This is a genomic window from Spirosoma sp. 48-14 (assembly GCF_001898575.1).
Lineage (GTDB): Bacteria > Bacteroidota > Bacteroidia > Cytophagales > Spirosomataceae > Spirosoma.
The window spans coordinates 176,532-200,046 of sequence record NZ_MKUD01000002.1; the positions used below are offsets into that span (position 1 = coordinate 176,532).

At 45.7% G+C, this 23,515-nt stretch carries 24 protein-coding genes; 3 read left to right on the top strand and 21 right to left on the bottom strand.

The genetic code is table 11. The annotated features are described in order from the left end of the window. Positions 1 to 287 precede the first annotated feature (287 nt). Complete coding sequence (locus BGO59_RS03910; protein WP_293680831.1) at positions 288 to 1,229, top strand: GDP-L-fucose synthase; 942 nt, start codon at positions 288 to 290, stop codon at positions 1,227 to 1,229. Positions 1,230 to 1,314: 85 nt separating this feature from the next. On the opposite strand, the gene BGO59_RS03915 is transcribed toward BGO59_RS03910, so the two are convergent. Continuing rightward, complete coding sequence (locus BGO59_RS03915) at positions 1,315 to 1,947, bottom strand: acetyltransferase (RefSeq protein WP_293680834.1); 633 nt, start codon at positions 1,945 to 1,947, stop codon at positions 1,315 to 1,317. Between the two features lie 112 nt (positions 1,948 to 2,059). Between BGO59_RS03915 and BGO59_RS03920 the strand changes: the two genes are divergently transcribed. Further along, on the top strand, positions 2,060 to 2,887 hold the full coding sequence (locus tag BGO59_RS03920; protein ID WP_293680837.1) for a UDP-2,3-diacylglucosamine diphosphatase: 828 nt from the start codon (positions 2,060 to 2,062) through the stop codon (positions 2,885 to 2,887). A gap of 66 nt (positions 2,888 to 2,953) precedes the next feature. After that, positions 2,954 to 4,096 (top strand): glycosyltransferase family protein, encoded by a 1,143-nt coding sequence (locus BGO59_RS03925; protein WP_293680840.1) that lies wholly within the window; start codon positions 2,954 to 2,956, stop codon positions 4,094 to 4,096. Between the two features lie 44 nt (positions 4,097 to 4,140). Here the strand turns inward: BGO59_RS03925 and BGO59_RS03930 are convergent, their stop codons facing one another. From BGO59_RS03930 to BGO59_RS04025, 20 genes are all read right to left on the bottom strand, one after another. Next, positions 4,141 to 4,977, bottom strand: coding sequence for an NAD(P)H-binding protein (locus BGO59_RS03930; protein WP_293680843.1), 837 nt, complete (start codon positions 4,975 to 4,977; stop codon positions 4,141 to 4,143). Between the two features lie 2 nt (positions 4,978 to 4,979). Next, positions 4,980 to 5,990 (bottom strand): outer membrane beta-barrel protein, encoded by a 1,011-nt coding sequence (locus BGO59_RS03935; RefSeq protein WP_293680846.1) that lies wholly within the window; start codon positions 5,988 to 5,990, stop codon positions 4,980 to 4,982. Then, entirely contained in the window at positions 5,987 to 6,925 is a 939-nt protein-coding gene (locus BGO59_RS03940) for a hypothetical protein (protein ID WP_293680849.1), read from the bottom strand. Before BGO59_RS03940 ends, BGO59_RS03935 begins: the two co-directional genes overlap by 4 nt. Further along, positions 6,891 to 7,514 (bottom strand): RNA polymerase sigma factor, encoded by a 624-nt coding sequence (locus BGO59_RS03945; RefSeq protein ID WP_293680852.1) that lies wholly within the window; start codon positions 7,512 to 7,514, stop codon positions 6,891 to 6,893. Before BGO59_RS03945 ends, BGO59_RS03940 begins: the two co-directional genes overlap by 35 nt. Positions 7,515 to 7,660: 146 nt before the next feature. Beyond that, entirely contained in the window at positions 7,661 to 8,038 is a 378-nt protein-coding gene (locus BGO59_RS03950; protein WP_293680855.1) for a DUF983 domain-containing protein, read from the bottom strand. Then, the gene (locus BGO59_RS03955; protein WP_293680858.1) at positions 7,983 to 8,267 is read right to left on the bottom strand and encodes a hypothetical protein; all 285 of its coding nucleotides are present in this window, start codon (positions 8,265 to 8,267) and stop codon (positions 7,983 to 7,985) included. Before BGO59_RS03955 ends, BGO59_RS03950 begins: the two co-directional genes overlap by 56 nt. A gap of 12 nt (positions 8,268 to 8,279) precedes the next feature. Beyond that, positions 8,280 to 8,822 carry a DUF420 domain-containing protein gene (locus BGO59_RS03960; protein ID WP_293680861.1) on the bottom strand — a complete coding sequence of 181 codons (543 nt, stop codon included), beginning with the start codon at positions 8,820 to 8,822 and terminating at the stop codon, positions 8,280 to 8,282. Positions 8,823 to 8,827: 5 nt separating this feature from the next. Next, positions 8,828 to 9,538 (bottom strand): SCO family protein, encoded by a 711-nt coding sequence (locus BGO59_RS03965; protein ID WP_293680864.1) that lies wholly within the window; start codon positions 9,536 to 9,538, stop codon positions 8,828 to 8,830. Positions 9,539 to 9,542: 4 nt separating this feature from the next. Beyond that, positions 9,543 to 9,872, bottom strand: a complete 330-nt coding sequence (locus tag BGO59_RS03970) for a cytochrome C oxidase subunit IV family protein (protein ID WP_293680867.1) — start codon at positions 9,870 to 9,872, stop codon at positions 9,543 to 9,545. Between the two features lie 15 nt (positions 9,873 to 9,887). Next, on the bottom strand, positions 9,888 to 10,685 hold the full coding sequence (locus BGO59_RS03975; RefSeq protein WP_020598557.1) for a cytochrome c oxidase subunit 3: 798 nt from the start codon (positions 10,683 to 10,685) through the stop codon (positions 9,888 to 9,890). A gap of 15 nt (positions 10,686 to 10,700) precedes the next feature. Beyond that, positions 10,701 to 11,291 carry a cytochrome c oxidase subunit 3 gene (locus BGO59_RS03980; RefSeq protein ID WP_293680875.1) on the bottom strand — a complete coding sequence of 197 codons (591 nt, stop codon included), beginning with the start codon at positions 11,289 to 11,291 and terminating at the stop codon, positions 10,701 to 10,703. A 9-nt stretch (positions 11,292 to 11,300) separates the two neighbouring features. Then, positions 11,301 to 12,188 (bottom strand): heme o synthase, encoded by an 888-nt coding sequence (gene cyoE / locus BGO59_RS03985; protein WP_293680878.1) that lies wholly within the window; start codon positions 12,186 to 12,188, stop codon positions 11,301 to 11,303. Then, complete coding sequence (locus tag BGO59_RS03990) at positions 12,181 to 13,200, bottom strand: heme A synthase (protein WP_293680881.1); 1,020 nt, start codon at positions 13,198 to 13,200, stop codon at positions 12,181 to 12,183. The genes cyoE and BGO59_RS03990 overlap by 8 nt, the downstream gene beginning before the upstream one ends. Then, positions 13,175 to 15,058, bottom strand: a complete 1,884-nt coding sequence (locus BGO59_RS03995; protein WP_293680884.1) for a cbb3-type cytochrome c oxidase subunit I — start codon at positions 15,056 to 15,058, stop codon at positions 13,175 to 13,177. Before BGO59_RS03995 ends, BGO59_RS03990 begins: the two co-directional genes overlap by 26 nt. A 27-nt stretch (positions 15,059 to 15,085) precedes the next feature. Beyond that, positions 15,086 to 16,204 carry a cytochrome c oxidase subunit II gene (locus BGO59_RS04000; protein ID WP_293680887.1) on the bottom strand — a complete coding sequence of 373 codons (1,119 nt, stop codon included), beginning with the start codon at positions 16,202 to 16,204 and terminating at the stop codon, positions 15,086 to 15,088. Positions 16,205 to 16,223: 19 nt separating this feature from the next. Next, positions 16,224 to 17,534, bottom strand: coding sequence for a quinol:cytochrome C oxidoreductase (locus BGO59_RS04005; protein ID WP_293680890.1), 1,311 nt, complete (start codon positions 17,532 to 17,534; stop codon positions 16,224 to 16,226). Between the two features lie 82 nt (positions 17,535 to 17,616). After that, a complete protein-coding gene (locus BGO59_RS04010) occupies positions 17,617 to 18,222 on the bottom strand; it encodes a cytochrome c (protein ID WP_293680893.1) in 606 nt (201 codons plus the stop codon). Between the two features lie 14 nt (positions 18,223 to 18,236). Beyond that, positions 18,237 to 18,770: a DUF3341 domain-containing protein gene (locus BGO59_RS04015; protein ID WP_293680896.1), complete on the bottom strand. Its 534-nt coding sequence runs from the start codon at positions 18,768 to 18,770 to the stop codon at positions 18,237 to 18,239. 68 nt (positions 18,771 to 18,838) lie between these two features. Continuing rightward, entirely contained in the window at positions 18,839 to 20,269 is a 1,431-nt protein-coding gene (gene nrfD, locus BGO59_RS04020; protein WP_020598548.1) for an NrfD/PsrC family molybdoenzyme membrane anchor subunit, read from the bottom strand. Positions 20,270 to 20,351: 82 nt separating this feature from the next. Further along, positions 20,352 to 23,468, bottom strand: coding sequence for a TAT-variant-translocated molybdopterin oxidoreductase (locus tag BGO59_RS04025; RefSeq protein ID WP_293680899.1), 3,117 nt, complete (start codon positions 23,466 to 23,468; stop codon positions 20,352 to 20,354). Positions 23,469 to 23,515: the final 47 nt, after the last annotated feature.

The following is a 23,515-nucleotide window of genomic DNA, read 5'->3' on the forward strand; positions in this document are numbered from 1 at the left end:
GGAAAAAGGAGCAAAAGGGGACGATGAAGCCCCCGATGATTCGAGTACAGGCTTAGATGCGGTTGTTAAGGAAGCCGGAGCAGTTTGAGCTGGCTGCGCCCATCCAATCGATAAACTTGTTACCGAAATTACCAAATTGTATATAATTAGTTTAAATTCATTCACAATCATGGCAATTTGACTAAATGGAGACCTAAGTTTGTTAGTTTTGCAACGATTTACCTCATTGCAATATTTTATCAACCTGTCCACCAGACCTTCCGGTGGTTTATCTATAACGTATACTCGTGGAAAAACAAGCTCGTATTTATGTAGCCGGACACCGGGGGATGGTCGGTTCTGCTATTGTTCGTAAACTTCAACAGGAAGGCTATACCAACATTATCTCCCGAACCTCATCCGAACTTGACTTGCGTAATCAGGCCGCTGTTGCTGATTTTTTTGATCAGGAACGCCCTGAATATGTATTCCTGGCTGCGGCTAAGGTAGGTGGCATTATGGCTAATAACACCTATCGTGCCGAATTTTTGTACGACAATCTACTGATTGAATCAAACATTATTCACTCCGCCTATAAAACAGGTGTCAAGAAATTGTTGTTCCTTGGTTCGTCGTGCATTTACCCCAAATTAGCTCCTCAACCGCTCAAGGAGGAGTATCTGCTGAGCGGCTACCTCGAAGCGACAAACGAGCCGTATGCCATTGCCAAAATTACGGGCATCAAACTATGCGAAGCCTATCGGAGCCAATACGGTTGTAACTTCATATCGGCTATGCCAACCAATCTGTATGGCCCGAACGATAACTACGACCTACAGGGTTCGCACGTACTGCCCGCGCTAATTCGAAAATTCCACGAAGCTAAAATCAATGATCTGCCCACGGTAGAAGTTTGGGGAACCGGTTCGCCCATGCGCGAGTTTCTGCATGCCGATGATCTGGCCGATGCCTGCTTCTACTTAATGCAACATTACAGCGACGAACTGTTTGTGAATATCGGAACGGGCGAAGATGTAACCATCAAGGAATTGGCTGAGATGATTAAAGAAACAGTCGGTTACGAAGGCGAACTTCGCTGGAATACCGATAAACCCGACGGAACGCCCCGCAAACTGATGGATGTTTCGCGGCTTCATGCAATGGGCTGGAAACACAAAACCGAATTAAAACAAGGCCTTGAACTCACTTATCAGGATTTCCTGGCCAACGAGGTTTTATATGTCGAGTAGAGACGCGATCCCTCGCGTCTCCTAACCGAATGGTTTTGTTTCAAATGAATTACTGACGTATAGGAGACGCGAGGGATCGTGTCTCCTATAGTTTTGCCGCGGGATTTCCAAATACCGTTGCCCCGGCAACCACATCTTCAACAACTACAGAGCCCGCACCAATACGAGCATTTTTGCCGATTGTGATACCGGCTACAATGGTGGCGCCAGTACCAATAAAAGCCCCTTCGCCAACAGTTACTCCACTATTGATTACACTTCCTGTTCCGAGTTGAACGTAGTCGCCGATTTTAGCCTGACTTTCAACGATAGTACCCGACTGAATAATGCAGTGCTGGCCAACTTCGGCATATGGGTTGATAACAGCACGGGCAGCAATTAAATTGCCATGACCAATGCTCGCCAGTGCCGATACAATAGCTGTATCATGAATGGCATTGACGGGCTGTACTTTGCGCCGTTCGTTCAGCATCTTCACCAGGCGCTTGCGCACGCGCACATCGGCAATAGCCACAAAGGCTTCGCACTTTTGCCCAATCAGTTTCAGGAAACCGTCATCATCCGTTTCGCCTAGCACGGATACATCACCAAACTCTTTACCATGCAGGTCCTTGTTATCATCAAGTAAGCCGTAAACGACTACACTATTGCGTTGAAACAGGTCTAAAGCGGTCACGCCCAGGCTTCCTGCTCCCAAAATCAGCACTGGATTTTCCATTTACTGTGGTTTATTATGTCAATGTGAATAACTATTCTAATAGAGCACTAATCTTGTCAATTTGGTAACAATCCCATAAATCCTAAGTCATATAGCCTGGGTAACTTCGTCCATGCAACCAGGTACGCAATTCCGAACGATTGTTCTTTCCGACATTCACCTTGGCACAGCCGGTTCGAAAGCGAAAGAAGCCACTGAGTTTTTGCGCAATTACTCGTGTCAGAAGCTCATCCTCAATGGCGATATCATCGACGGCTGGCAGTTGAAACAGTATGGTACCTGGAAGAAAAAACACACTGCTTTCTTTAAAACGGTTTTAAAACAAATCGTTCACTATAATACCAAAGTTGTTTATCTACGCGGGAACCACGACGATTTTCTGGATCAGGTAATGCCCTTAAAAGTGGGCAAAAACTTCTCTATCCGCAAAGATTATATGCTCAATTCGGGCAATAAGAAATTCTACGTCACGCATGGCGACGTGTTCGATTCAATTACGTCGCAAATGAAGTGGCTGGCTTATCTGGGCGATTTAGGGTATACATTCCTGCTTTGGGTAAATAAGTTTTATAATAACTACCGTACCTGGCGCGGACTGCCTTACTATTCGCTTTCTCAGCAGGTTAAATCGCGCATTAAAAAGGCCGTCAGCTACATCTCCGATTACGAACAAAAGCTGACCGAACTAGCCCGAGCCCGTCATTGCGATGGGGTTATCTGTGGGCATATCCACCAGCCTGCCATTCGTGAGTTTGACGGAATTATGTATATGAACTCAGGCGACTGGGTTGAATCGCTTAGTGCGCTGGTCGAAGACCACGAAGGCCAGTGGAGCTTGCTTTATTATACATCTGAACTGGGCGAAGATGACGAACCGATTCAGGCTGTAAAACCTGTCGGCCAGCCCTTCCAACTCACGGTTAAGTCCATGTCGGCTTAACAACGGCCATCCTTACTCAGGCGAACTATAGAAATCAAACTACTCACAGATCGTAATTCATACTTCATGCGGGTTTTATTTTTAATACAAGGCGAAGGTCGTGGGCATTTAACACAAGCCCTTTCACTCCATCAAATGCTGAAACAGGCTGGACATGACGTTATAGGCGCCATCGTTGGTGTAACAGCCGAACGGGATGTACCTGCTTTTTTTAGTTCAGCGTTTACCGCTCCGGTTACACCAATTTTCAGCCCCGGTCTGGTGTATAATGCGAAGACGAACGCGCTTGAACCCTTCAAAACAACGCTGAAAGCCATCAGGACCATGCGCCCGTTCTGGCGTAGTCTGAAGCAGGTTCGCAACATGATCGAAACACAACAGCCTGATGTAGTCGTCAACTTTTATGAAATGCTGGGTGGTATGACGTATGCTCTGCTACGCCCGTCTGTTCCTATGGTGTGTATTGCCCATCAGTACATGGCTTTCCACACCAATTTTCAATGCCCCAAAGGGCAATGGTTTTACCGACAGGCGTTTAAAATCAATACCCGGCTCACTTGTTTTGGTGCTAATGAACTCCTGGCCCTTTCTTTCGATAAACAACCCGACGAACCCAGTCAGCGTGTGCGTGTAGTGCCTCCTCTTCTTCGGCAGGAAGTTACAGAATTAAAGCCCATCGAGGGTCATTCGCTGCTGGCTTACGTTACGCAACCCGGCCTTAAAGTTGAACTGTTAAAAGCTCACGAACAGCACCCCGGAATTCATATGGATGGTTTCCATTCGGGCACTACTCTACCTGACCAGAAAGTTGACGACACACTTACCTTTCATGCCATTGATGGGAAGCGTTTTCTGGAATTTATGGCACAGTGTAAAGCGATTGTGACAACGGCCGGGTTTGAATCGGTTTGTGAAGCTGCTTATCTTGGTAAGCCTGCTCTTATGATCCCTCAGGCAAATCACTATGAACAAGCCTGCAATGCGATCGACGGCCAACGGGCAGGCGTTGGTACAGCTTCCAGCCGATTCGACCTGGACAAACTAATCGACTATTTACCGAAGCATAATGCAGCTGTCAGCGAACAATTCCGCGCCTGGCATGCACAAGGGTATTTCATGTTTATGGCTGCTCTAAACCGGACTCAAATGCCAGCCAGTCGCCCGTCGGGTGGTTTTTTCTGGACACGAATGCGTCATCTTCTTCGGTAACTGCCTATGAGGAGATCCCATAAATTACCCCCGCTTCTATCCCGTTAGTTCGTTTTCTGGTAATAGTACTGCAACGGGTCGGGATATCGATACGGGTAGTGGATTGCCTGAATAAGCTTGGTTGGGCTAATCAGTTTGTAAGGCACCGGTTCAATAGGCTGGACAAAGATTGGTAATGTATACCCAAATTCGGCGCAGCTTTTCCGATAGATAGCTTCCCGCGTTGGATGGATAGGGGAAACAGCGTTGAACGTCCCGCCTACTTGATCATGTATAAGTTTAAGCAAAATACCCACAGCATCATCACGGTGTAGATAATTAACAGGAACATCGCCAGTATCAACGGTTCGTCCAGCGACGTATTTGCCGGGAATGCGATCGTATCCCATCAACCCGCCACAACGCAGGATCGTGACGACCCGTTCTTCAGCTTTTTCAAGTGCCTGAACAAGTTGTTCAGCCCGAACCAATCCCGGAGCGGCCGATTGCTCAGGAGAACGCACATCTTCCTCAACAACTTCACGATTTAGCTCTGGATATACAGACGTAGAGCTAACATAAACAATATGCTTTATGGAAGTACCCTGCACCGCATTGACTATATGTTGGATCTGGGCCGGATGGAACTCATCACCTAATTTCCCTGCTTTGGGCGGTATATTGATCACCAGCGTATCGGAATCCAGTAACGCACGTAAGTCCCCTATTGGCTCCGGGTTAAGCTGGAATTCATAAGTGGCAATAGCTTTTTCTTTTAACGCTGTTGCTTTTTCAGCCGACGTTGTGCTTCCCTTTACCGAAAAGCCCTCATTCAGCAAACGCTCAGCCAGTGGTAGCCCGAGCCAGCCAAGACCAATAATAGATACGCTTTTTACGAACATACTCAGAAACCTATACCAAAACTTAATGTCCGTACATCGGGTCCTTTACCAGTCTGGAAAAGCGGGCTCATATCATATTTGACAAAGAAATCCAGGCTGCGAATACCTAAATGAGCCATTAACCCATACCGAAAATTGTTCAGGTAAAAATCGGAATGGCGACGGTCTTTACTCCCATCGGCTTCTTTGATTTTCCGGTAGCTGTCCAGTCTATAATTAGCGTACCCGCCAAGACCAATATGACATACTTTTTTGCCGCTGCTGTTGTAAAAGGTTACGCGAGGCACCACAGGAATGCCGATTGTACAAACCGTCAGCTTACTTTTTTGTAAATCGCGCCCTGCATCTGGAAACTCTACGGTTGTACTTCCTTTTTGGACAATATTATTCCCTTCAAACATAAAGTTATTCCAGGCTAATTCCACGCCATAATACAGCTTGAGAGAAGCGTATTTGCCTCGAATGATCGTTGGCATAGCCCCTACTGACAACGCCACATAACGCGAACCGATGGGGCGTAAATCGTAACCATCTTCAGGGAAAGCGGTCATTGACTTCTCCTGAATAAAATTATTCAATCCAATACTAAAATTGTAGTCAAAACTTCCCTTATCCCGGTCACGTCGCTCACGACGTTCCCGTTCATAATCAGTCTCTTTCTTTGATGCTGCCTGGGTAGAATCAGTATTTCCCTTAACAATAACTGTTACGCCGTCTTTCTTCTTTGTAACTACCAGAACCGTATCTTTCAAGTAACGATCTCCATCTTGCGAAATACGCGTTTGGCCACCGGGTACGGAATCGAGCTTCATACCCATTTCCCGTACAATTTTATTCAGATCGTAATTCGACAAAGCCTGAATAGCAGCTTTATCGGGCGCATAAATAACCAGTCGGGTGCGATTGGCAAACCGAATCACCAGCGAATCGGTCGGACTCATTGGCTTCGCCTGTGCCAGCGAAGCCAGTAAGCATGCCGTTACCGTAACTAGTGCACGTAGTACTTTATTCATTGCTTACTAGATTTATCTTTATCGAGGCTGTGTTTAAGGCCGCTATAGGCTCGACCCAAAAGCCCACGGTCTTCACTGCTCGAATTATCGTTGTCGCGACGAGCAAACAGTTCACCTTCTTTAAAGCGTTTTACCTGCTGCCATAAACCGGTTGCTTTAGGATCTTTTTCCTGCTTTTCAGTAGAAGCTACAGTCGCTTTTTCTTCGCCAGAAGCTTTTGCAGCCTGACGCGCAGCAACCAAAGCTTCTGGCTCTGCAATCGTTACAACCAATACCCGCTCAGCTGGAGCCGTAGGCTTTGTTGTCGGCTTGACGTCTGCTACTTGCTCAGGCACAGTTGGCTTCTCTATCGACGGAGTAGTGTTAACATCCTGTTTAGTAGGTGCTTCAACTGGTTTGTTCTGTGCTAAAACAGGCTCTTGAGTCGTCGAGGGAATACGTTTTGTGCTGGGTTTATAGTCCTTAACAGGTTGCCGAACGGAACGATCTGCCTGTTTTACCCGAACGGCAGATTTTTCAACTAATGCTATTTGTTCTTCCTGCGTAGGCAGACTTAATTCGGTCGCCTTTTTCCCCTCCGATGTCGCTTGGCTCTCTTCTGCCTTTTGCGTTATTCCGGTCTTTGGACGCAGTTTCTGACGGCCTGTTTGGTTATGAGGTGTATTAGTTGCCACCTGATTTTCTCCACCTGTCGGTGCGGTACCAACTGGCCGGTAGAGCCACCCAAACAGACCAACCAATATCAGACAGGCGGCTGCCGCCATATACCGTTGTATGGTCGGATTTTGCCAGAATACGACCCGTGCTTCAGGTATACGTTTGCCCATACGTGCCTGTAACCGCTCAAAGCCATCGGCACTCGGCGGCAATGACATATTGCCCAGCTTCCGGGCAAATAAGTCATCGATTGGCTGCTTTTCCGACTGATTTTTCATAATATTCACGTTGCCCAGCCCATTTACCCTGAGCGGAGTCCTGTTCTAATTTCTTTATATTCGCCTGCAACAGCATTCTTGCCCGACTCAACTGCGATTTCGATGTCCCTTCCGAAATACCTAGCATTTCGGCAATTTCGGCATGACTATATCCTTCGATAGCATACAGGTTAAAAACTGTACGATAGCCGTCGGGTAATTGATTCACCATTCGTAATAAATCATTTTCATTAACGGCAGTATCGGCCCATGCGTAGTCTGGTTCAACAGTAACGTCGTCGATAGATACTTCCTGACGCCATTGCTTATTTTTCCGCAAAAACATCAGCGATTCCGTTACCATTACCCGCCGGATCCAACCCTCAAAGCTCCCATCCTCCCGAAACTGCTCAATTTTCTCAAACACGCGCATAAACCCATCGATCATGACTTCTTCGGCATCGTCCCGGTTGGCACAATAGCGTGTACATACGGCTAGCATTTTACCGGCATACCGCTCATATACGACCTTGTGGGCGCGGCTTTCCCCACGCTTTAAGGCAGCTACTAACTGCGCTTCAGTCGTAAAAAACGGTATAAGTCGGAGCATAATCGTTTAGGTTCGTTGAGAAGATGCAAATTACTCAGATGCAGGTTGCATGAGCTGACATTTTTTTCGAACTATTTTTCCTCAACCGCCCAGGTCTATTCTCTTAGCAGTTAACAAGCGCCAGTCTTTAACGTATAAAAGGGCCTTTAAAGCCCTTTTATATACTTAATCCCAGCCACGTAATGAAGCCAGATTACTCGTGATATTCGAAAATTAATTGGCGCTATGATAACCATTAAAGGGGCTATTATTGCTGCATATACCCAACCTTCAGGGTCGCCTGCCAGGTAAAATAAAAGAAAACCTACTACCAAAGCCACACCTCCGGAAATAGCGTAGCTCACATACATAGCACCGATAAAATAGCCCGGTTCTACTTCGTAACGCAAGCCACAATGTGGGCAATGCTCATACATGTCGTCGAAGCCACGCAACGAATAAAAGGGTTTTCTAAAAATTTTCCCCTTTCTACACCTGGGACATAGCCCGCTTAATGCGGCCTGCAATTTCGAGACGTCTTCCATGCTCCTGTTTACTATTCCGATACCACAGATAGCCAATCGAAGCAACAATGAGGTAAGGAGCTAATAATAAATATAAAATGCCAAAATTAAGGTTCGACGCTACAACACTCCGACCGTTACTAACCGTACTTTCAACCGTACCGCGACACATAGCGCATTGAGCCATTAAATCGGGGCTAGCCACAACAAACAGCATTGCTAGTGTAAACCAAACTTTCCAACTTTTCATTGCTTTTGCCGATTAATGAAGGTAATAAGGCTTTATCATCAAATACACAACAACCCCTGTTATACTAACGTACAGCCAGATTGGATAGGCATATTTTACAGTTTGTTTATGCTTTAAAAATCGGCCACTGAGGGCAAAGTAAACTGCCCTTAGTACAAACCACACCACTACCACTGAAAGTACGATATGGGAGATCAACAAAAAGTAATATACCGGACGTATCCAGCCCTTCCCTCCATAGGGTGTTGAGTCGTTTGTCAGGTGATATAACACATAGCTTACCAAAAACAGCGACCCAAGCGTAAAAGCCGTCAACATTGTAATCTTGTGTGCCCGTATATTTTTCTGTTTGATGAAATAAAGACCAAGCAGAAGTAATACCGACGTTATCGAATTGATAATTCCATTAATGTGTGGCAAATAAGCCGTCCAGCTACCCAGATCAATCTTCTGACGAATGCCCAGAAGTACAGCTACGGCCACAGGAATGGCAATAGCCAGCACATTAATGACTCGATTTGCTTTCTGCTCCTTAACAGGTTGCAACACTTCCATAGCCGTTAATCTTTATTATAAATATCCAGAAGTACTCGAATTTCAAGAATCAGTCGATCCACGTCTTCTTTATTAGTACCGTCATAGAACCCTCTGACAATCCCCTCTTTATCTACCAATACCAACTTTTCGCTGTGGATAAAAGTTTCGTCAGGTTTGCCCTCTTTCACACCTGCATCGACCGTTGGAAGGTAGTATCCATGCATCGCTAAATCATAGATCTTAGCCTTGTCTCCAGTTAGAAAATACCACTTCCCGGGAATAGCCTCGTATTTCTGGGCATAGGCTTTTAACTGTGCTGGCCGATCGTGTTCCGGATCAACGGTGTGCGATAAGAAAACAATAGAGGGATTCTCTCGAAAAATATCCTGAACACGAGTAAGCTGAGAGGAAATGCGTGGGCAGATAGTACCACACCGTGTGAAGAAGAAATCAGCTACGTAAATCTTACCCTTAACAATCGACTGATCGACCGTTTTACCATCCTGATCGATTAGTTGGAACGGTGGGATATGATTATAAACTGTGTCGGTCATTACGCTACCATCTGGTAACGTCACCTTACCCATTAATGGTTCTCCTTTCGTTGAGTCAATTTTGGGCAGATAGCGCGGCAAAACATAATGATTTTGCGTACCAAACCGAAGGAATAAATACAACAAAGCCGGGACCAGCAGCGTAGCGAGCAGGATCCCGGCTTTTTGATTAGTACTCATAATATCAACCGAATACTGAGATTCCTATCCAGGCTCCTTCAGTCATTAAGGCAACTAATAACCAAATAACAAAAACAATTGGAACTACAATTGCCCAGATCAGGCTCTTCACTTCATGTTTCAGGTGCATAAACTCGCCAACAATATAGAAGGCTTTCACCAATGTCATGATAACGAAGAACGATGTACGTAACCCGCCTGCTTTCATTAAATAAGCAAGGGTAAATTCGACAGCTGTGATGGCTGAAAGAATCCAGAAAGTACGCCAGATTGCCCCTGTATTTGCGGGTGGGATTTCACCAACTTCATGGGTCCCGTGTGTGTGATCAGACATGTTGAAAAGTGGTTGTTAAACCAGATAGAAGAACGTGAATACAAATACCCAAACCAGATCGACAAAGTGCCAGTAAAGACCAACCTTCTCAACCATTTCGTAATGACCCCGTCGAGCATACAGGCCAGTAGCTGCCCGGTAAAAAATCAGAATATTCAGGATAACACCACTAAATACGTGTGTACCATGGAAACCCGTGATAAAAAAGAACAGGTCAGCAAAAGCCGGAGGACCATATTGGTTTTCGACCAGATTAGCCCCAAAAATGGTACGTTGAATGGTTTGGCCATTGACAATTTCACTGATTGTAGTACCTGTTTCTGTTCCATGAATAAAGTGCGACCACTCCCAGGCCTGGCTTCCAAGGAACGTAAAACCACCTAAAATAGTCCAGAGCATGTATTTTTCAACATCAGCCTGATCCATCCGGTGACCCGCTTCCACGGCTAATACCATTGTAACACTACTAAAAATCAGGATAAATGTCATGATCCCTACGAAAATCAGCGGAGCATGAACACCATGTAAGAAGGGAACGGCTGCGTACACCATTTCAGGTGTCGGCCAGTAGAGGTTTGAAAATTTGAATACCTCTCCATAAATAGCTGGGTCCCAGGCTGGATAGCTAAACCGAATCAGACCGTACGTTACCAGCAAAGCTGAGAACGTAAACGTATCAGAGATCAGGAAGAACCACATCATCAGCTTGCCGTAGCTCACTTTCATTGGTTCAACACCACCCATCCAGGTTTTCTTATCGAAAATAGCGTCCGAGTCGGTTGTTAGGGTATCGTGTGTTACAGTAGCCGCCATGCGTCTAAGAGATTATCAATGAAAATAGACTAAAAAGAAAAACAAATACAACCACAAAATATCTAAGAAATGCCAGTACGTAGCCGCAATCTCAATTTGATTTAGGCTCTTGGCATGAATTCGGAGCCGGAACGCAGCTACCAGCGCAAACACCAGCACGATAATACCGGAGATGAGGTGGAAACCATGTAATCCTGTAAAAATGTACATAAATGAACCCGCCGGATTGCCTACGAAAAACACGTTTTCATTGACTAGATCAACCCATCCCAGGAACTGCATGTACAAAAAAATCGCTCCAAGCACAAAAGTAATAGTTATCGCAATTTTCAGATTGCCAAAGTTGTCTTTTTTTGCAGACAAGTAGGCCCAATGCATGGTCAAACTACTAAGAACCAACACAACCGAACTATAATAAAAAATAGACGGTATAGCATACTCCAGCCAATTCCCTTCTGCCCTACGAACCAGGTAAGCGCTGGTCATAGCAGCAAAGAGCATAATGATACTCACAATGAACAGCCATAAAATGAATTTACGGGGATTCATTGAGAGCGTTTCTTCCGGCTCTTCAACTAAGGTTATATTATTTACTAATTCGCTCATGATTTGTTGTTATACTTTATCTAACAGATACACAATCTGCACGATAGGCAAGTAAAGCAATGAGCCAAACATCATTTGCAGGGCTGCCTTATCCGTACAGGTTCTCATTAAATGGAACGTTTGCGCCAAAAACAAGATTCCGCCAAACATGGCTACTAATGCCGAATTAATACCAGTCATACCTAGAAAATAGGGTAGCCAGCCGATTGGAACCAGAAACAGCGTATAAATCATGATACGAAACGCTGTTTCCGTTGTTTTACCATCACCGGGCATCATCTGTATCCCTGCTTTTTTGTATTGATCGAAAGCAAGCCAGCCAATTGCCCAGAAATGCGGAAATTGCCAGAAAAATTGGATAGCAAACAGAATACCAGGCGCCCAGCCAAAATGGTTTGTTGCAGCTACCCAGCCGATCATTGGAGGAAAAGCGCCAGGTAAGGCACCTACAAATACGGCGATTTGCCCTTTCCGCTTAAGCGGAGTGTAAACAAACCCATACAGCAGCAATGATAAAACAGCTAACGCAGCTGCCCGTATATTGAAAACTTCTACAAACAGGTAACAGCCAATAGCAAACAACACGAACGCAAATGTGGCTGCTTCCCGCACTGTCAGACGTCCTGTTGGTAAAGGCCGCACTGAAGTACGCTTCATCAGCTTATCTGAATCTTTCTCGATAATCTGATTAATAATATTTGCCGAACCTGTTATAGCAATAGAAGCAATAACTAAAACGATAAGCTTTATCCAATTGACCTGACTGCTCGCTAAGCAATAGCCAAACACACCCGAGAAAACAACGGCCAGCGTTAGCTTTAACTTTATTAACTCAACGTATGCCCTTGCCTTATCGCTAAACGTACCTATCGTTACTACTCTCTCCGTATCAAGCATGTGCTACTTCCATATTTCGCTTAACAGCCTTTGGTAAACTAATACCTGGTGTTAAGGCGAGTACTGCAATGAATTGTAAGCCGACTAAAAGAATAGCCAACAATAAATGAACTGGTTGAGCTACGGCTGGCACATTTAAATAAGCCATAACAACCCCTGTCCCTATTTCTAATAAGAGACAAGCAAGTAAACCGTTCGCTACCCAGGTCATTTTTTTTAAGTTCCCTAACTTACGTAGCTGATAGACTAGGGTTAAATGCCCGGCTAATACTACCAGCGAAAACGAACGATGAACATAGAAGCGCCAATCCAGGCTACTGATCCAATTTTGGCGTTGATCATAACCCAGTTTTTTAACAACAAGATCCAGCGCTTCTCTCACTTCAGTTCCTAATACAATCTGTCCGATTGTTATGATAGTCAACCCTAAAGCCAACCAGCGTATTCCGGCTTCTTTTTGTTGTGCCAAATTAATGACTACCTGAGAAGCTCGTGAACGAACCCAGACAAAAAGTAGAGCAAAAACAACTAAGATAGCCAGCAGCATATGAATGGTAATCATATACTGGGCTAACTCCGTCGATACTACTTTAGATCCCAGCCATCCGTTTAGGCCAATTAGGAAGAAAGCAGTAAAGCTCCCCCAAACAATGACTTTGTCTTTTCGCCAAAAGGAAAGTGATGCCAATAGGGTGGCGAACACCAGGAAACCGGACAGGACACCTACTAACCGGTTTACATACTCAATCCATGTCTTTACAGGATTGAATTCAATCTCACCCTTCAACTTTGCCCCGTATATCTTCTGGTAGTTAGCTGGAAGCTGGGAAATTTCGGTTGGGGGAACCCACCGGCCAAAGCACTTTGGCCAGTCTGGACAGCCCATTCCAGAGCCAGTCCCTCTGACAATGCCGCCTGCCAAAACAAGTATGTAAATGGCAATGATTGTCAGTAAAGCTAGGCTCTGGAAGCGCCGTTCCTTTTTATTAGTGAGGCTGTTTGAACTGATCATTCAGATTTTGTGCCTCAATTTCCTTCTCTAAGCCAATCAGCTCATTTTCATGAGGCAGGTTTGATTCAGGGGTTTGTGAGTAAGGCACGTTTTGAGGAATGAAATCATCCTTAGCACCTGGCTTACTATAATCATAGGCCCAACGATAAACAGCAGGAATTTCGCCAGGCCAGTTACCATGTCCCGGATTGATTGGTGCTGTCCATTCCAATGTATTTGATTTCCATGGATTTTGCGGAGCCTTCCGACCTTTAAACATGCTATACACAAAGTTCCAGATAAAAATCCACTGGGCGGTAAATGTGAAGATAGCAGCAAGGCTAATGAAGCTATTCATATCAGCAAAGATGTTCTTCGTGAAATCATAGCTCGTAAAGGCATAATACCGACGCGGGAAGCCCGAAATTCCAATGTAGTGCATCGGGAAGAACACCAGATAGATTCCGATAAAGGTGAGCCAGAAGTGAACGTAGCCAAGCTTTTCGTTCAGCATTCGACCAAACATCTTTGGGAACCAGTGATAAACTCCGGCTAACAGACCAAATGCAGAAGCAGCACCCATAACCAGGTGGAAGTGAGCCACTACAAAGTATGTGTCGTGTAGCTGGATATCTAATGCTGAGTTACCTAAGATGATACCCGTTAAACCACCCGAAATAAAGAATGATACAAGACCGATTGAGAACAACATTGCTGGTGTAAACCGGATGTTCCCACGCCACAGTGTCGTAATGTAGTTGAACGCTTTTACAGCCGATGGAACCGCAATGATCAGTGTCAGGAACATGAAGATTGATCCCAAGAATGGATTCATCCCCGTCACGAACATATGGTGTGCCCATACGATAAAGGCTAGAAAGGCAATACCCATCATGGAGGCAATCATAGCCCGGTAGCCGAAAATAGGTTTACGCGAGTTGGTTGCAATGATCTCTGAAGTCATACCCAGAGCTGGAAGCAGTACGATATATACTTCTGGGTGACCCAGGAACCAGAACAGGTGCTGGAACAGGATTGGGCTACCTCCTACATTAGGCAGTGCTTCACCTTTAATATAGATCTCAGACAAATAGAAGCTTGTGCCGAAGCTACGGTCGAAGATCAATAACAAAGCAGCCGAAAGAAGTACTGGGAATGAAATCAAGCCGAGAACAGCTGTCAGGAAGAAAGCCCAGATCGTCAGCGGAAGTTTGCTGAACGACATACCCCGTGTACGCAGGTTGATTACAGTTGTGATGTAGTTGATACCACCTAACAACTGTGATACAATGAATAAAGCCATGCTAATCAACCATAAGGTCATTCCTAATTCAGACCCTTTATGCGCTTGTGGCAACGCGCTCAATGGTGGATAAATTACCCAACCACCAGCCGCAGGACCTGTCTCGATGAACAGTGACCCAAGCATAATCACACTGGCCAAAAAGAAGAACCAGTAAGAGAGCATGTTCAGGAAGCCTGATGCCATGTCCCGTGCGCCTACTTGTAGTGGAATCAGAAAGTTCGAGAAAGTTCCACTCAAACCAGCCGTCAATACAAAGAACACCATGATAGTTCCGTGCATTGTTACTAATGCCAAATAGAAATCTGGGTCAAGTTTACCAGTTTCGTTGATCCAGTTGCCTAGAATTGGCCGCAGGAAATCGAGCTTCATGGCAGGGAAGCCTAACTGAAGCCGGAACATTACTGACAGGCTGATACCAATAATTGACCAGAAAATCCCTGAAATCAGGTATTGCTTAGCAATCGTTTTGTGATCTTCCGAAAATATGTATGTGCGCCAAAAACTTTGTGGCTCATGGTGGTCATGCTCTTCTGCATGGGCCACAGTTGCCGAGTTAGCTGCTACAGTCGCCATAGTATTTGGTTCTTGTAAGTTTAGAAATTAACGGACTGAAGCGGTGGCTACAGTCTCTCCATTTTTAACAATTGATGCCGTAGTAGTATCAGCAGGAGCAGCCGTTTCTGGTGCTGACAGATATTTAGCCGCTTTTGCTTTCAGATTAGCTGGAATACGCGATGCCAGCTCTGGTGACGAGGAGAGTAAAGGCTTCTGCTCTTTGCACCAAGCCTGCCAAGAAGCTTCATCTTCAACAACCAGACGAATTCGCATCGAGAAGTGGCCTTGGCCACACACTTCCGTACAAGCAATCTCATACGTAAAATTCGGATTGCCTGTGATATTCTTCATTTCATCCGTTGTCTTATCAGCGGTGAACTGAAAACGAGTAGGCATACCAGGCACAGCATCCATTTTCACCCGCAAGTGAGGAATGAATACGCTATGCAAAACATCGCGAGCCCGAATTTTAAGCAGAATGGGCTTATTAACTGGAATATGCAGTTCAGAAGTTGATACGAAATCATCGAACGACGACTCATCTGTATAATCAATCCCCGTTTCGTTATTACTGTCGATCAACTTATAATTAAACGCACCCAGTTTATTATTGTCAACCCCTGGATAGCGAGCAATCCAGTTAAACTGCTTACCAACCAATTCAAAGACCTGTGCATTTTCAGGAGCTTCGGCCATAATATCACGCCATGCCCGCCATCCCGTAAATACGAGTAACGCCATCACTACAGCTGGAATGACTGTCCAGATCAACTCCAGCTTGTGGTTTTCTGGATAGTAAGACGCTTTATGCCCTGGCCGATATTGATAACGCCAGGCAAAGAAAAACAATAGGGCATTCGTTACAATAAATGCAACGGTAATGATACTCATCGACAACCAGAACAGAAAATCTGTATGACGACCATGAGGACTAGCGGCTTCAGGCAGGAAAAACTGCCGGGCGTGTAGAAATGACCAAATTGCAGCAATCAGCCCCACAACGAAGAAAACAACCATCATGCCTGCATTCAGGCGGTTACTCATACCAATTCGGTCTTCATCGACTGGACCGCTGGCAGTCTGTACCACGGAAGCCATCCGAGAAATGACCATTACTGCCAGTCCCAGAAAGATTACCGATAATATAGCAATTATATAAACCATTGTTCTGTACAGTTATTGATTAAATATCGTGGTGCAGCGTCTCTTCCAGCATTGGGTGATTCTTTGGAATCAGATTTGCCTTGGCCAGTTGAGAATAAAGCGACCAAACAAAGCCAGAAGCAAAAATCAAAATCATCCCAAACTCGATAGGACCAAATCCTGCATGTTCTCCTACTGTACCAGGCATGATATTGTTGTAAAAATCAAAGTAGTGTCCAACAATAATACACCAGGCAGCCAATTTAAGAATAATATGTGTCCGCTTCGCATCCCGCGTCATTAAGATAAGGAACGGAAAAACGAAACACAACAACAAATTTACGAGAAATGGAGCTTTGTAGATTCCTCCATATCCACTAAAACGTTCACGATAATAAATGGTTTCTTCAGGCAGGTTAGCATAGTAGATCAGCATGAACTGTGCAAACCAAACGTATGTCCAGAAGATTGTAAAGGCAAACATGAACTTACCAAGGTCATGTAAGTGGCTTTCATTAATCCATTTCAGATAACCCTGCTCCCGGAGTGTAACTACGGTTAAGGTAATAATGGCTAGCCCAGTCACGTGCCAGCTTGCAAGTGTATACCAACCGAACATGGTACTGAACCAGTGAGTATCGATCGACATGACAAAATCCCAAGCTGAAGTAGAAGAGGTTACGCCAAAAACCAACAAGAAGGCAGTACCAAACTTGATACTTTTTTCATAATAATCGGTTCCCCCGTATAAATCTTCCTGCAGCGAGAAATTACGCAACACTCGCCATAGACCGTACCATAGTACGAAATACAATACAACCCGAATGAGATAGAAAGGCGTATTTAAAAATCCTTTTTTACCATTTATAATCGGATCAAACTCAGGGCTGGCTTTGTCATATAACCCTGGGTGAGTCCAGTGGAACAGGTCATGACCAGCAATAAAAAAAACAAGCAAAACAGCGATTCCTGTAAAGGGCAGGAAAGCGGGCATTGCTTCAGGAATTCGTTTAAAAGCAACTGACCAGCCAGCCTGTGCCAAATAATTATACGACAGGAAAAACATGCCTATGACTGAAGCGCCTGTAAAGTAAATGGCATTCAGCCAAACATTGGCCCATAAGCGATTGGTCCATTTATAGGCATGATGTGCGCCCTCATGGGCTTCATGTCCACCAGCACCATGAGCCGCAACATGGGTTTCGTGTGAACCTGCACCCGAAGCCAGGAGATATGCGCCGATTGCTACCAGCACAACGCCAACTCCAAGGCTAATCATTATTCGACGCTTGGACTCTGCGGTAAATTCAAATTCTTCGTCTAAGGACGGTATTGCGTGAGCCGATGCCATTCTTAACAGTTTTCAGTTTTCAGTTTTCAGTCATCCAGTAGGTTCATCTTTTTCAAGTGCCCCCTAACCTATGAACTCAAAATTATCCTTGTTGTAATTTGTGTACGTATTGCACAATTTTCCAGCGATCTTCTGGCGTGATCTGTGACCCATGGGGCCACATCCGACCTTTACCATTCGTAATTACGTGGAAGATATGTCCATCGTTCAGCGTTTTTAAGGCATCCGATGAATAGTTAGGCACCCCCTTATACTCTTTGCCAACCAGACCATCACCTTTACCCGTTTCACCGTGGCAATGGCTGCAATAACGAGTATACAAGGTCTTACCTTCAGCCAACGATTGCTCAGTTTCTGGAATTGGATTGGTCAATACACGTTCAGCAATCTCAATGCTATCGGCTGGAATGTGATAAATCATCAAATCCGTTTTAGCATTGGCCCCTTCTCCAAAGGTTGTGTGATAGTTTGGGCGAGCAACTGTTCCTCGTGCTGGCAAACGCATATTTAACCCCTGAGGATTAATCGTATTTGGACGAATCTGACGGTATGGTTCGTAACCTACCGCATCGTACATCTGAGGTGCATATTCTACCCCGGTATTATCGTGACCTCTTTTACAGGCTGTTCCTGCAAACATCAGTCCGATAATAGCCAGCGCGGTTACACTCGTATGTTTAGTAATCATTCCCATCCTGAATATTAGAACTGCTTAACATTTACTTCAGCAGCGCCTGATTTCTTCAGAATCTGCTCAATATCACTTTCACCGATATTATTCTTGCTAAGATCAATAGCCATAGCAAACTTATTATCAGTTGTTCGGAGATCGTACATCAATGGTTTTACCGTGGGGCCGAGGCCATTCGATACGAGGAATGTACCAACCATGCCCAACGCACAGAAAAGTACTGTCAGCTCAAAAATAACAGGTACATATACAATAGGAGAATAAGAATCCTTACCCCCAACGATCATGGGCCAGTCAAATCCTTCCGTATAGAAGGTCAGCGCCAATGCGGTAAGCGTACCAGATAATCCGAATAAGAAAGCGGCAATACCCAGACGTGTACGTGGATGACCCAACGCTACGTCTAATCCGTGGATCGGGAACGGTGAATAGACTTCATGAATCCGAACACCTGCGTTTTTTACTTCTTTAACGGCCTGTAATACCACATCATCATCGTCGAAGATGCCGACCAGGAATTTGCCGTTATCGTGTGCGTCTGACATACTTTATTCGATTTACGGATTACAGTTTTCGGTAGAATGCAACCGAAAACTGTAATCCGAATAGGTTATTACTCTACGTTTTTGTTAAATGTTGGATTTGCAACGCGCTCGCCTTTCGCAACACCCGATACCGATACCGGCAATTTTTCAGACGACGATTTGATAATGGTTTTTACTTCGGCCATGTTCACTACAGGCAGGAATTTCGAGAACAGAAGGAACAGGGTAAAGAAAAGACCGAACGAGAAAATGTAGTCGCTTATGTCAAACAGAGTTGGGTGGAACATAGCCCAGCTTGAAGGCAGGTAATCGCGGTGGAGAGAAGTAACGATAATCACAAACCGCTCGAACCACATACCAATGTTCACGACTACCGACAGAACGAAAGTCCAGACAATGCTCCGGCGAATAGCCCGTGACCAGAAAAGCTGTGGTGTAATTACGTTACAGGTCATCATGGCCCAATAAGCCCACCAGTAAGGACCCGTTGCCCGGTTGATGAAGGCATAACCCTCAAATTCAACGCCCGAATACCAGGCAATGAAGAACTCTGTCAGATACGCTACCCCTACAATCGAACCAGTTAAGGTAATGACTTTATTCATCGATTCGATGTGCTCAACCGTAATGTAATCTTCCAGTTTAAACACAACCCGGATGATAAGCACCAGGTTCTGCACCATGGCGAAACCGGAGAAGATAGCACCGGCTACGAAGTAGGGCGGGAAGATGGTCGTATGCCATCCTGGAATTACCGACGTAGCAAAGTCAAAGGATACAATCGTGTGTACTGAAAGTACAAGCGGAGTAGAAAGGCCAGCCAGAATCAAGCTCATGTATTCATAACGAGCCCAGGTTTTTGCTGAACCGTTCCAGCCCATCGCGAAAGCACCATAGATGTAACGCGATACTTTACTTTTTGCCCGGTCGCGAATGGTAGCTAAGTCAGGAATAAGACCCATATACCAGAACACCAGCGATACAGTAAAGTAGGTGCTGATGGCGAATACGTCCCAAACCAGTGGCGATTTGAAGTTAACCCACAGCGAACCTAGTGTATTTGGAAGAGGCAAACACCAGTAAGCGACCCAAGGACGACCAGCGTGCATCATAATGAAGCTGGCCGCACAAATAACAGCGAAGATCGTCATGGCTTCAGCCGCCCGGTTTACAGCCGTCCGCCACTTTTGACGGAACAGAAGCAAAATAGCCGAAATCAGCGTACCTGCGTGACCGATACCTACCCACCATACGAAGTTGGTAATATCCCAGGCCCAGCCGACGGTTTTATTCAGCCCCCAAACGCCCAGACCTTCCCACCACGTCCAGAACAGACAGGCCGTTCCGTACGTGAGAACAATTACCGCAATCGTGAAGGCAATGGTCCATTCACGAGTCGGATTGCCCTCAACCTGCTTACTAATATCCTCCGTTACGTCGGCGTATGTTTTGCCACCGGTAACGAGAGGGGTTCTTACAGCTGATGTAACATGCGACATAATACTTACTGTATTTACGATTTACGATGTACGAATTACGATATCAGACGTTGAACCTGTCCACCGTAAGTCGCAATTGAGTTTATGCAGGCGTTTCCTGCTTCGCGTTTTTGTTATCTTTTGGCTCTTCGTCCTTATTCCGAATTTTCGTTAAGTACGAAATTTGCGGCCGCACGTTGATTTCTTCCAATACATGGAAAGCTCGTCCTTCCTGCTCACCCATAACCACCTTAGAAACCGTACTTTCCGGGTTGTTCAAATCGCCGAAAATAATTGCATTGGTTGGACAAGACTGGGCACAAGCGCTCTGAACTTCATCCGGCGCTAACCGACGACGCTCTTTTTTGGCGGTCAGTTTACCTTCCTGAATCCGTTGTACGCAGAAGGAACACTTCTCGATAACCCCCCGTGAACGAACCGTTACATCTGGGTTAATGACCATTTTACCCAGATCATTGTTAAAATGATAATCGAAATTATCATTATCAAAGTACTTGAACCAGTTGAATCGGCGCACTTTGTACGGACAGTTGTTCGCACAGTAACGAGTACCGATACAACGGTTGTAAGTCATCTGGTTCAGCCCTTCCGTACTGTGCGTCGTTGCTAATACCGGACATACCGTTTCACAGGGAGCATTGCTACAGTGCTGGCAAAGCATCGGCTGGAACGTTACCTCCGGATTTGCCGAAGCTACTTCCAGGGCTGTATAATCCTCGACATCGGCATCGCTACTATAGTATCGGTCGATCCGCATCCAGTGCATTTCACGACGACGAAGTACTTCTTTACGTCCAACAACCTGAATATTATTTTCAGCATTACAAGCAACTACGCAGGTACCGCAACCAATACAGGAGTTCAGGTCAATAACCATACCCCATGAATGGTTCGGCTTACCATACCCATTCCAAAGCGTAATATCGGTTGGATTAACTGGCCCCTCGGAGGTTTGTACTTTAGGTTCGTAACGACCTGCTTTCGGATTCTTCTGATAAGCGGCCAAAACCGTTTCCTGCAATACAGCCTTACGGCCCATCACTGTCTCGTGCGTCTGAGTCTGGGCAATTTCATGAGAACCGCTGGCTTTTTCTACTTTCGCGCTGAAAGCTGCATAGGTAGCATAACCGCCAGTCAGGCTAACGAATGGGAAAACATTTTTCCCAACGCCATTGGCTGATTTACCAGCCTTTTCACGGCCATATCCAATCGCAATCGACACCGTGTTATCGGCTTGTCCAGGTTGGACCAGCACAGGCAACTCGACCGACTTACCGTTAACCGTTACAGTTACCATATCATTCTGAGCAACACCCATTTCTTTCGCCGTTTTCTGGGAAAGGCATGCGTAGTTATCCCAACATGCTTTCGAAACGGGGTCTGGTAACTCCTGTAACCAGGGGTTGTTAGCCATAGCGCCGGAGCCTACACCAACTTTCTCGTAGAGAGACAACTCCATACCCGTGGTTGGCTTATACCGTTGTGCAATGGCAGCCGCAGCCTGGGCTACGTTTCCAGTGAAGGACGCACCACCTGCTGAAGCAGCTCCAACATTGGGCTCCAACACGCCGTCGTTCAGGCATTTTACCCAGAACGCGTCAAATGAACTAAAGCCCGATGCCTGCGAATAGTGATTAGCCCGCCAGTAGTTTTTCAGGTAAGCCTGATAATCGGCTGGTTTACCGGCCCATTTCAACAGGCTTGACTGATATTGACGAGTTTTGAAGATCAATGTGATCGCTGGCTGCATCAGGCTAAAGTAACCTTGCTTTGGCTCAGCATCGCCCCAGCATTCCAGATAGTGCGGAGCGGGTGTAATGTATTTGGCTAACGATGCAGTTTCATCGGCCCGATCAGCAAACGAAACCGACAGTTGAACTTTGGGTAATGCTTCGGCCAGTTCAGCACCACGAGGATGATCGTAAACAGGGTTAGCGGCAATGAAGAACGCTGCACCAACTCGTCCACCCTTGACCTCATCAATGAAGGCATTCATCTGCTGATCGTCACCCTGGCGATAATTTACCGGGGTATTGATGTCGATCGTTGTGCCATAGCTGCCCAACAGATTATTCAGTGCATTAACAATGGTCTGAACGTTCGGATCATTCGAACCAGACACAACCAATGCTTTACCACGTGAATTGGCCAGATCCGTAGCGGCCTTATCCAGATGAGCGACATCAACCGATGGTGTGCTTAACGCCCCGCCACCTACTTTAGCCGCTACCTTATTATAAAGCGCTGCAACAACTAATCCTTCTTGCGATGGCTTAATGGCTGTACGATAGTCCGCATTAGCACCCGTCATTGAAAGGCCGGTCTCAAATTGATAATGGCGCGACATGGTTTTCTTTCCACCTGCCATAGCACCAACCTGACGACCCTTTGCGTAGGCCCCCATGTATTCGATCGGAGCGATCCAGGTTCCTAAGAAATCGGCACCGACGCTAACGATGGTTTGCGCCTTGCTGAAATCATACGATGGAATGACAGCCTTACCAAACGAAGCCTGATTAGCCTGTTTGATTCCAAATACCGAGTTCGCATCGTACATGATATGACGAGCGGTTGGGTATTTCGCTACGAAATCAGCGATAACAGCTTTGGTAGCTGGGCTAAGAATCGTAGACGAAACAATACGAATGGCACTACCTTTGGCAGCTACTGAACTCAGTTGGCTAAGGATTTCGCGGTCGGCTGTATCCCAGTCAATATCAGTGTCACCACGTTTAGGGCCTTTCAGTTTATCAATATCGTAGAGTGAAAGCACCGAAGCCTGAGCCCGTGCGGTTGTTTTCCCTTTCGATATAGTTGAAGATGGGTTACCTTCTATTTTAATAGGCCGACCTTCGCGTGTTTCTACCAGAACAGAAACATAATCGCCACCCTCTACGAAGGTGGATGCGTAATAGTCAGAAATTGAAGGGAACGTAAATTCCGGTTTGTTGATATACGGGATGGCTTTATGAACCGGCGTTTCGCAGGCGGCCAGCGACACAGCAGCCATACCAAATCCCATTACTTTCAGAAAGTCACGGCGTTGGGTGTTTGAGCCACCGAGCAGACCTTCTTCCAGGTCATTCGACGATTCGCTCAGGTCGGGGTTGGCAAATTCGCTGTCAGCATTCTTAACAAATGTAGCGTCGTTGCGTAACTCCTCGAGCCCTTTCCAATACCGTTTAGATGTATTTTCCATGCGTGTTGTATGCGGTAAGTACCCTATTGGTTGAGCTGGCCTACACG

What these genes read in the sequence shown, in the direction of transcription:
- BGO59_RS03940 (WP_293680849.1), bottom strand. Translation starts at nt 6,925, where the DNA reads ATGAAAAATCAGTCGGAAAAGCAGCCAATCGATGACTTATTTGCCCGG.
- BGO59_RS03950 (WP_293680855.1), bottom strand. Translation starts at nt 8,038, where the DNA reads ATGGAAGACGTCTCGAAATTGCAGGCCGCATTAAGCGGGCTATGTCCC.
- BGO59_RS03935 (WP_293680846.1), bottom strand. Translation starts at nt 5,990, where the DNA reads ATGAATAAAGTACTACGTGCACTAGTTACGGTAACGGCATGCTTACTG.
- BGO59_RS03925 (WP_293680840.1), top strand. Translation starts at nt 2,954, where the DNA reads ATGCGGGTTTTATTTTTAATACAAGGCGAAGGTCGTGGGCATTTAACA.
- BGO59_RS03970 (WP_293680867.1), bottom strand. Translation starts at nt 9,872, where the DNA reads ATGTCTGATCACACACACGGGACCCATGAAGTTGGTGAAATCCCACCC.
- cyoE (WP_293680878.1), bottom strand. Translation starts at nt 12,188, where the DNA reads ATGCTTGATACGGAGAGAGTAGTAACGATAGGTACGTTTAGCGATAAG.
- BGO59_RS03980 (WP_293680875.1), bottom strand. Translation starts at nt 11,291, where the DNA reads ATGAGCGAATTAGTAAATAATATAACCTTAGTTGAAGAGCCGGAAGAA.
- BGO59_RS04025 (WP_293680899.1), bottom strand. Translation starts at nt 23,468, where the DNA reads ATGGAAAATACATCTAAACGGTATTGGAAAGGGCTCGAGGAGTTACGC.
- BGO59_RS03975 (WP_020598557.1), bottom strand. Translation starts at nt 10,685, where the DNA reads ATGGCGGCTACTGTAACACACGATACCCTAACAACCGACTCGGACGCT.
- BGO59_RS03930 (WP_293680843.1), bottom strand. Translation starts at nt 4,977, where the DNA reads ATGTTCGTAAAAAGCGTATCTATTATTGGTCTTGGCTGGCTCGGGCTA.
- BGO59_RS03920 (WP_293680837.1), top strand. Translation starts at nt 2,060, where the DNA reads ATGCAACCAGGTACGCAATTCCGAACGATTGTTCTTTCCGACATTCAC.
- BGO59_RS03960 (WP_293680861.1), bottom strand. Translation starts at nt 8,822, where the DNA reads ATGGAAGTGTTGCAACCTGTTAAGGAGCAGAAAGCAAATCGAGTCATT.
- BGO59_RS04015 (WP_293680896.1), bottom strand. Translation starts at nt 18,770, where the DNA reads ATGTCAGACGCACACGATAACGGCAAATTCCTGGTCGGCATCTTCGAC.
- BGO59_RS03915 (WP_293680834.1), bottom strand. Translation starts at nt 1,947, where the DNA reads ATGGAAAATCCAGTGCTGATTTTGGGAGCAGGAAGCCTGGGCGTGACC.
- BGO59_RS04000 (WP_293680887.1), bottom strand. Translation starts at nt 16,204, where the DNA reads ATGGTTTATATAATTGCTATATTATCGGTAATCTTTCTGGGACTGGCA.
- BGO59_RS04010 (WP_293680893.1), bottom strand. Translation starts at nt 18,222, where the DNA reads ATGATTACTAAACATACGAGTGTAACCGCGCTGGCTATTATCGGACTG.
- BGO59_RS03955 (WP_293680858.1), bottom strand. Translation starts at nt 8,267, where the DNA reads ATGAAAAGTTGGAAAGTTTGGTTTACACTAGCAATGCTGTTTGTTGTG.
- BGO59_RS03990 (WP_293680881.1), bottom strand. Translation starts at nt 13,200, where the DNA reads ATGATCAGTTCAAACAGCCTCACTAATAAAAAGGAACGGCGCTTCCAG.
- nrfD (WP_020598548.1), bottom strand. Translation starts at nt 20,269, where the DNA reads ATGTCGCATGTTACATCAGCTGTAAGAACCCCTCTCGTTACCGGTGGC.
- BGO59_RS04005 (WP_293680890.1), bottom strand. Translation starts at nt 17,534, where the DNA reads ATGGCATCGGCTCACGCAATACCGTCCTTAGACGAAGAATTTGAATTT.
- BGO59_RS03945 (WP_293680852.1), bottom strand. Translation starts at nt 7,514, where the DNA reads ATGCTCCGACTTATACCGTTTTTTACGACTGAAGCGCAGTTAGTAGCT.
- BGO59_RS03965 (WP_293680864.1), bottom strand. Translation starts at nt 9,538, where the DNA reads ATGAGTACTAATCAAAAAGCCGGGATCCTGCTCGCTACGCTGCTGGTC.
- BGO59_RS03995 (WP_293680884.1), bottom strand. Translation starts at nt 15,058, where the DNA reads ATGGCGACTGTAGCAGCTAACTCGGCAACTGTGGCCCATGCAGAAGAG.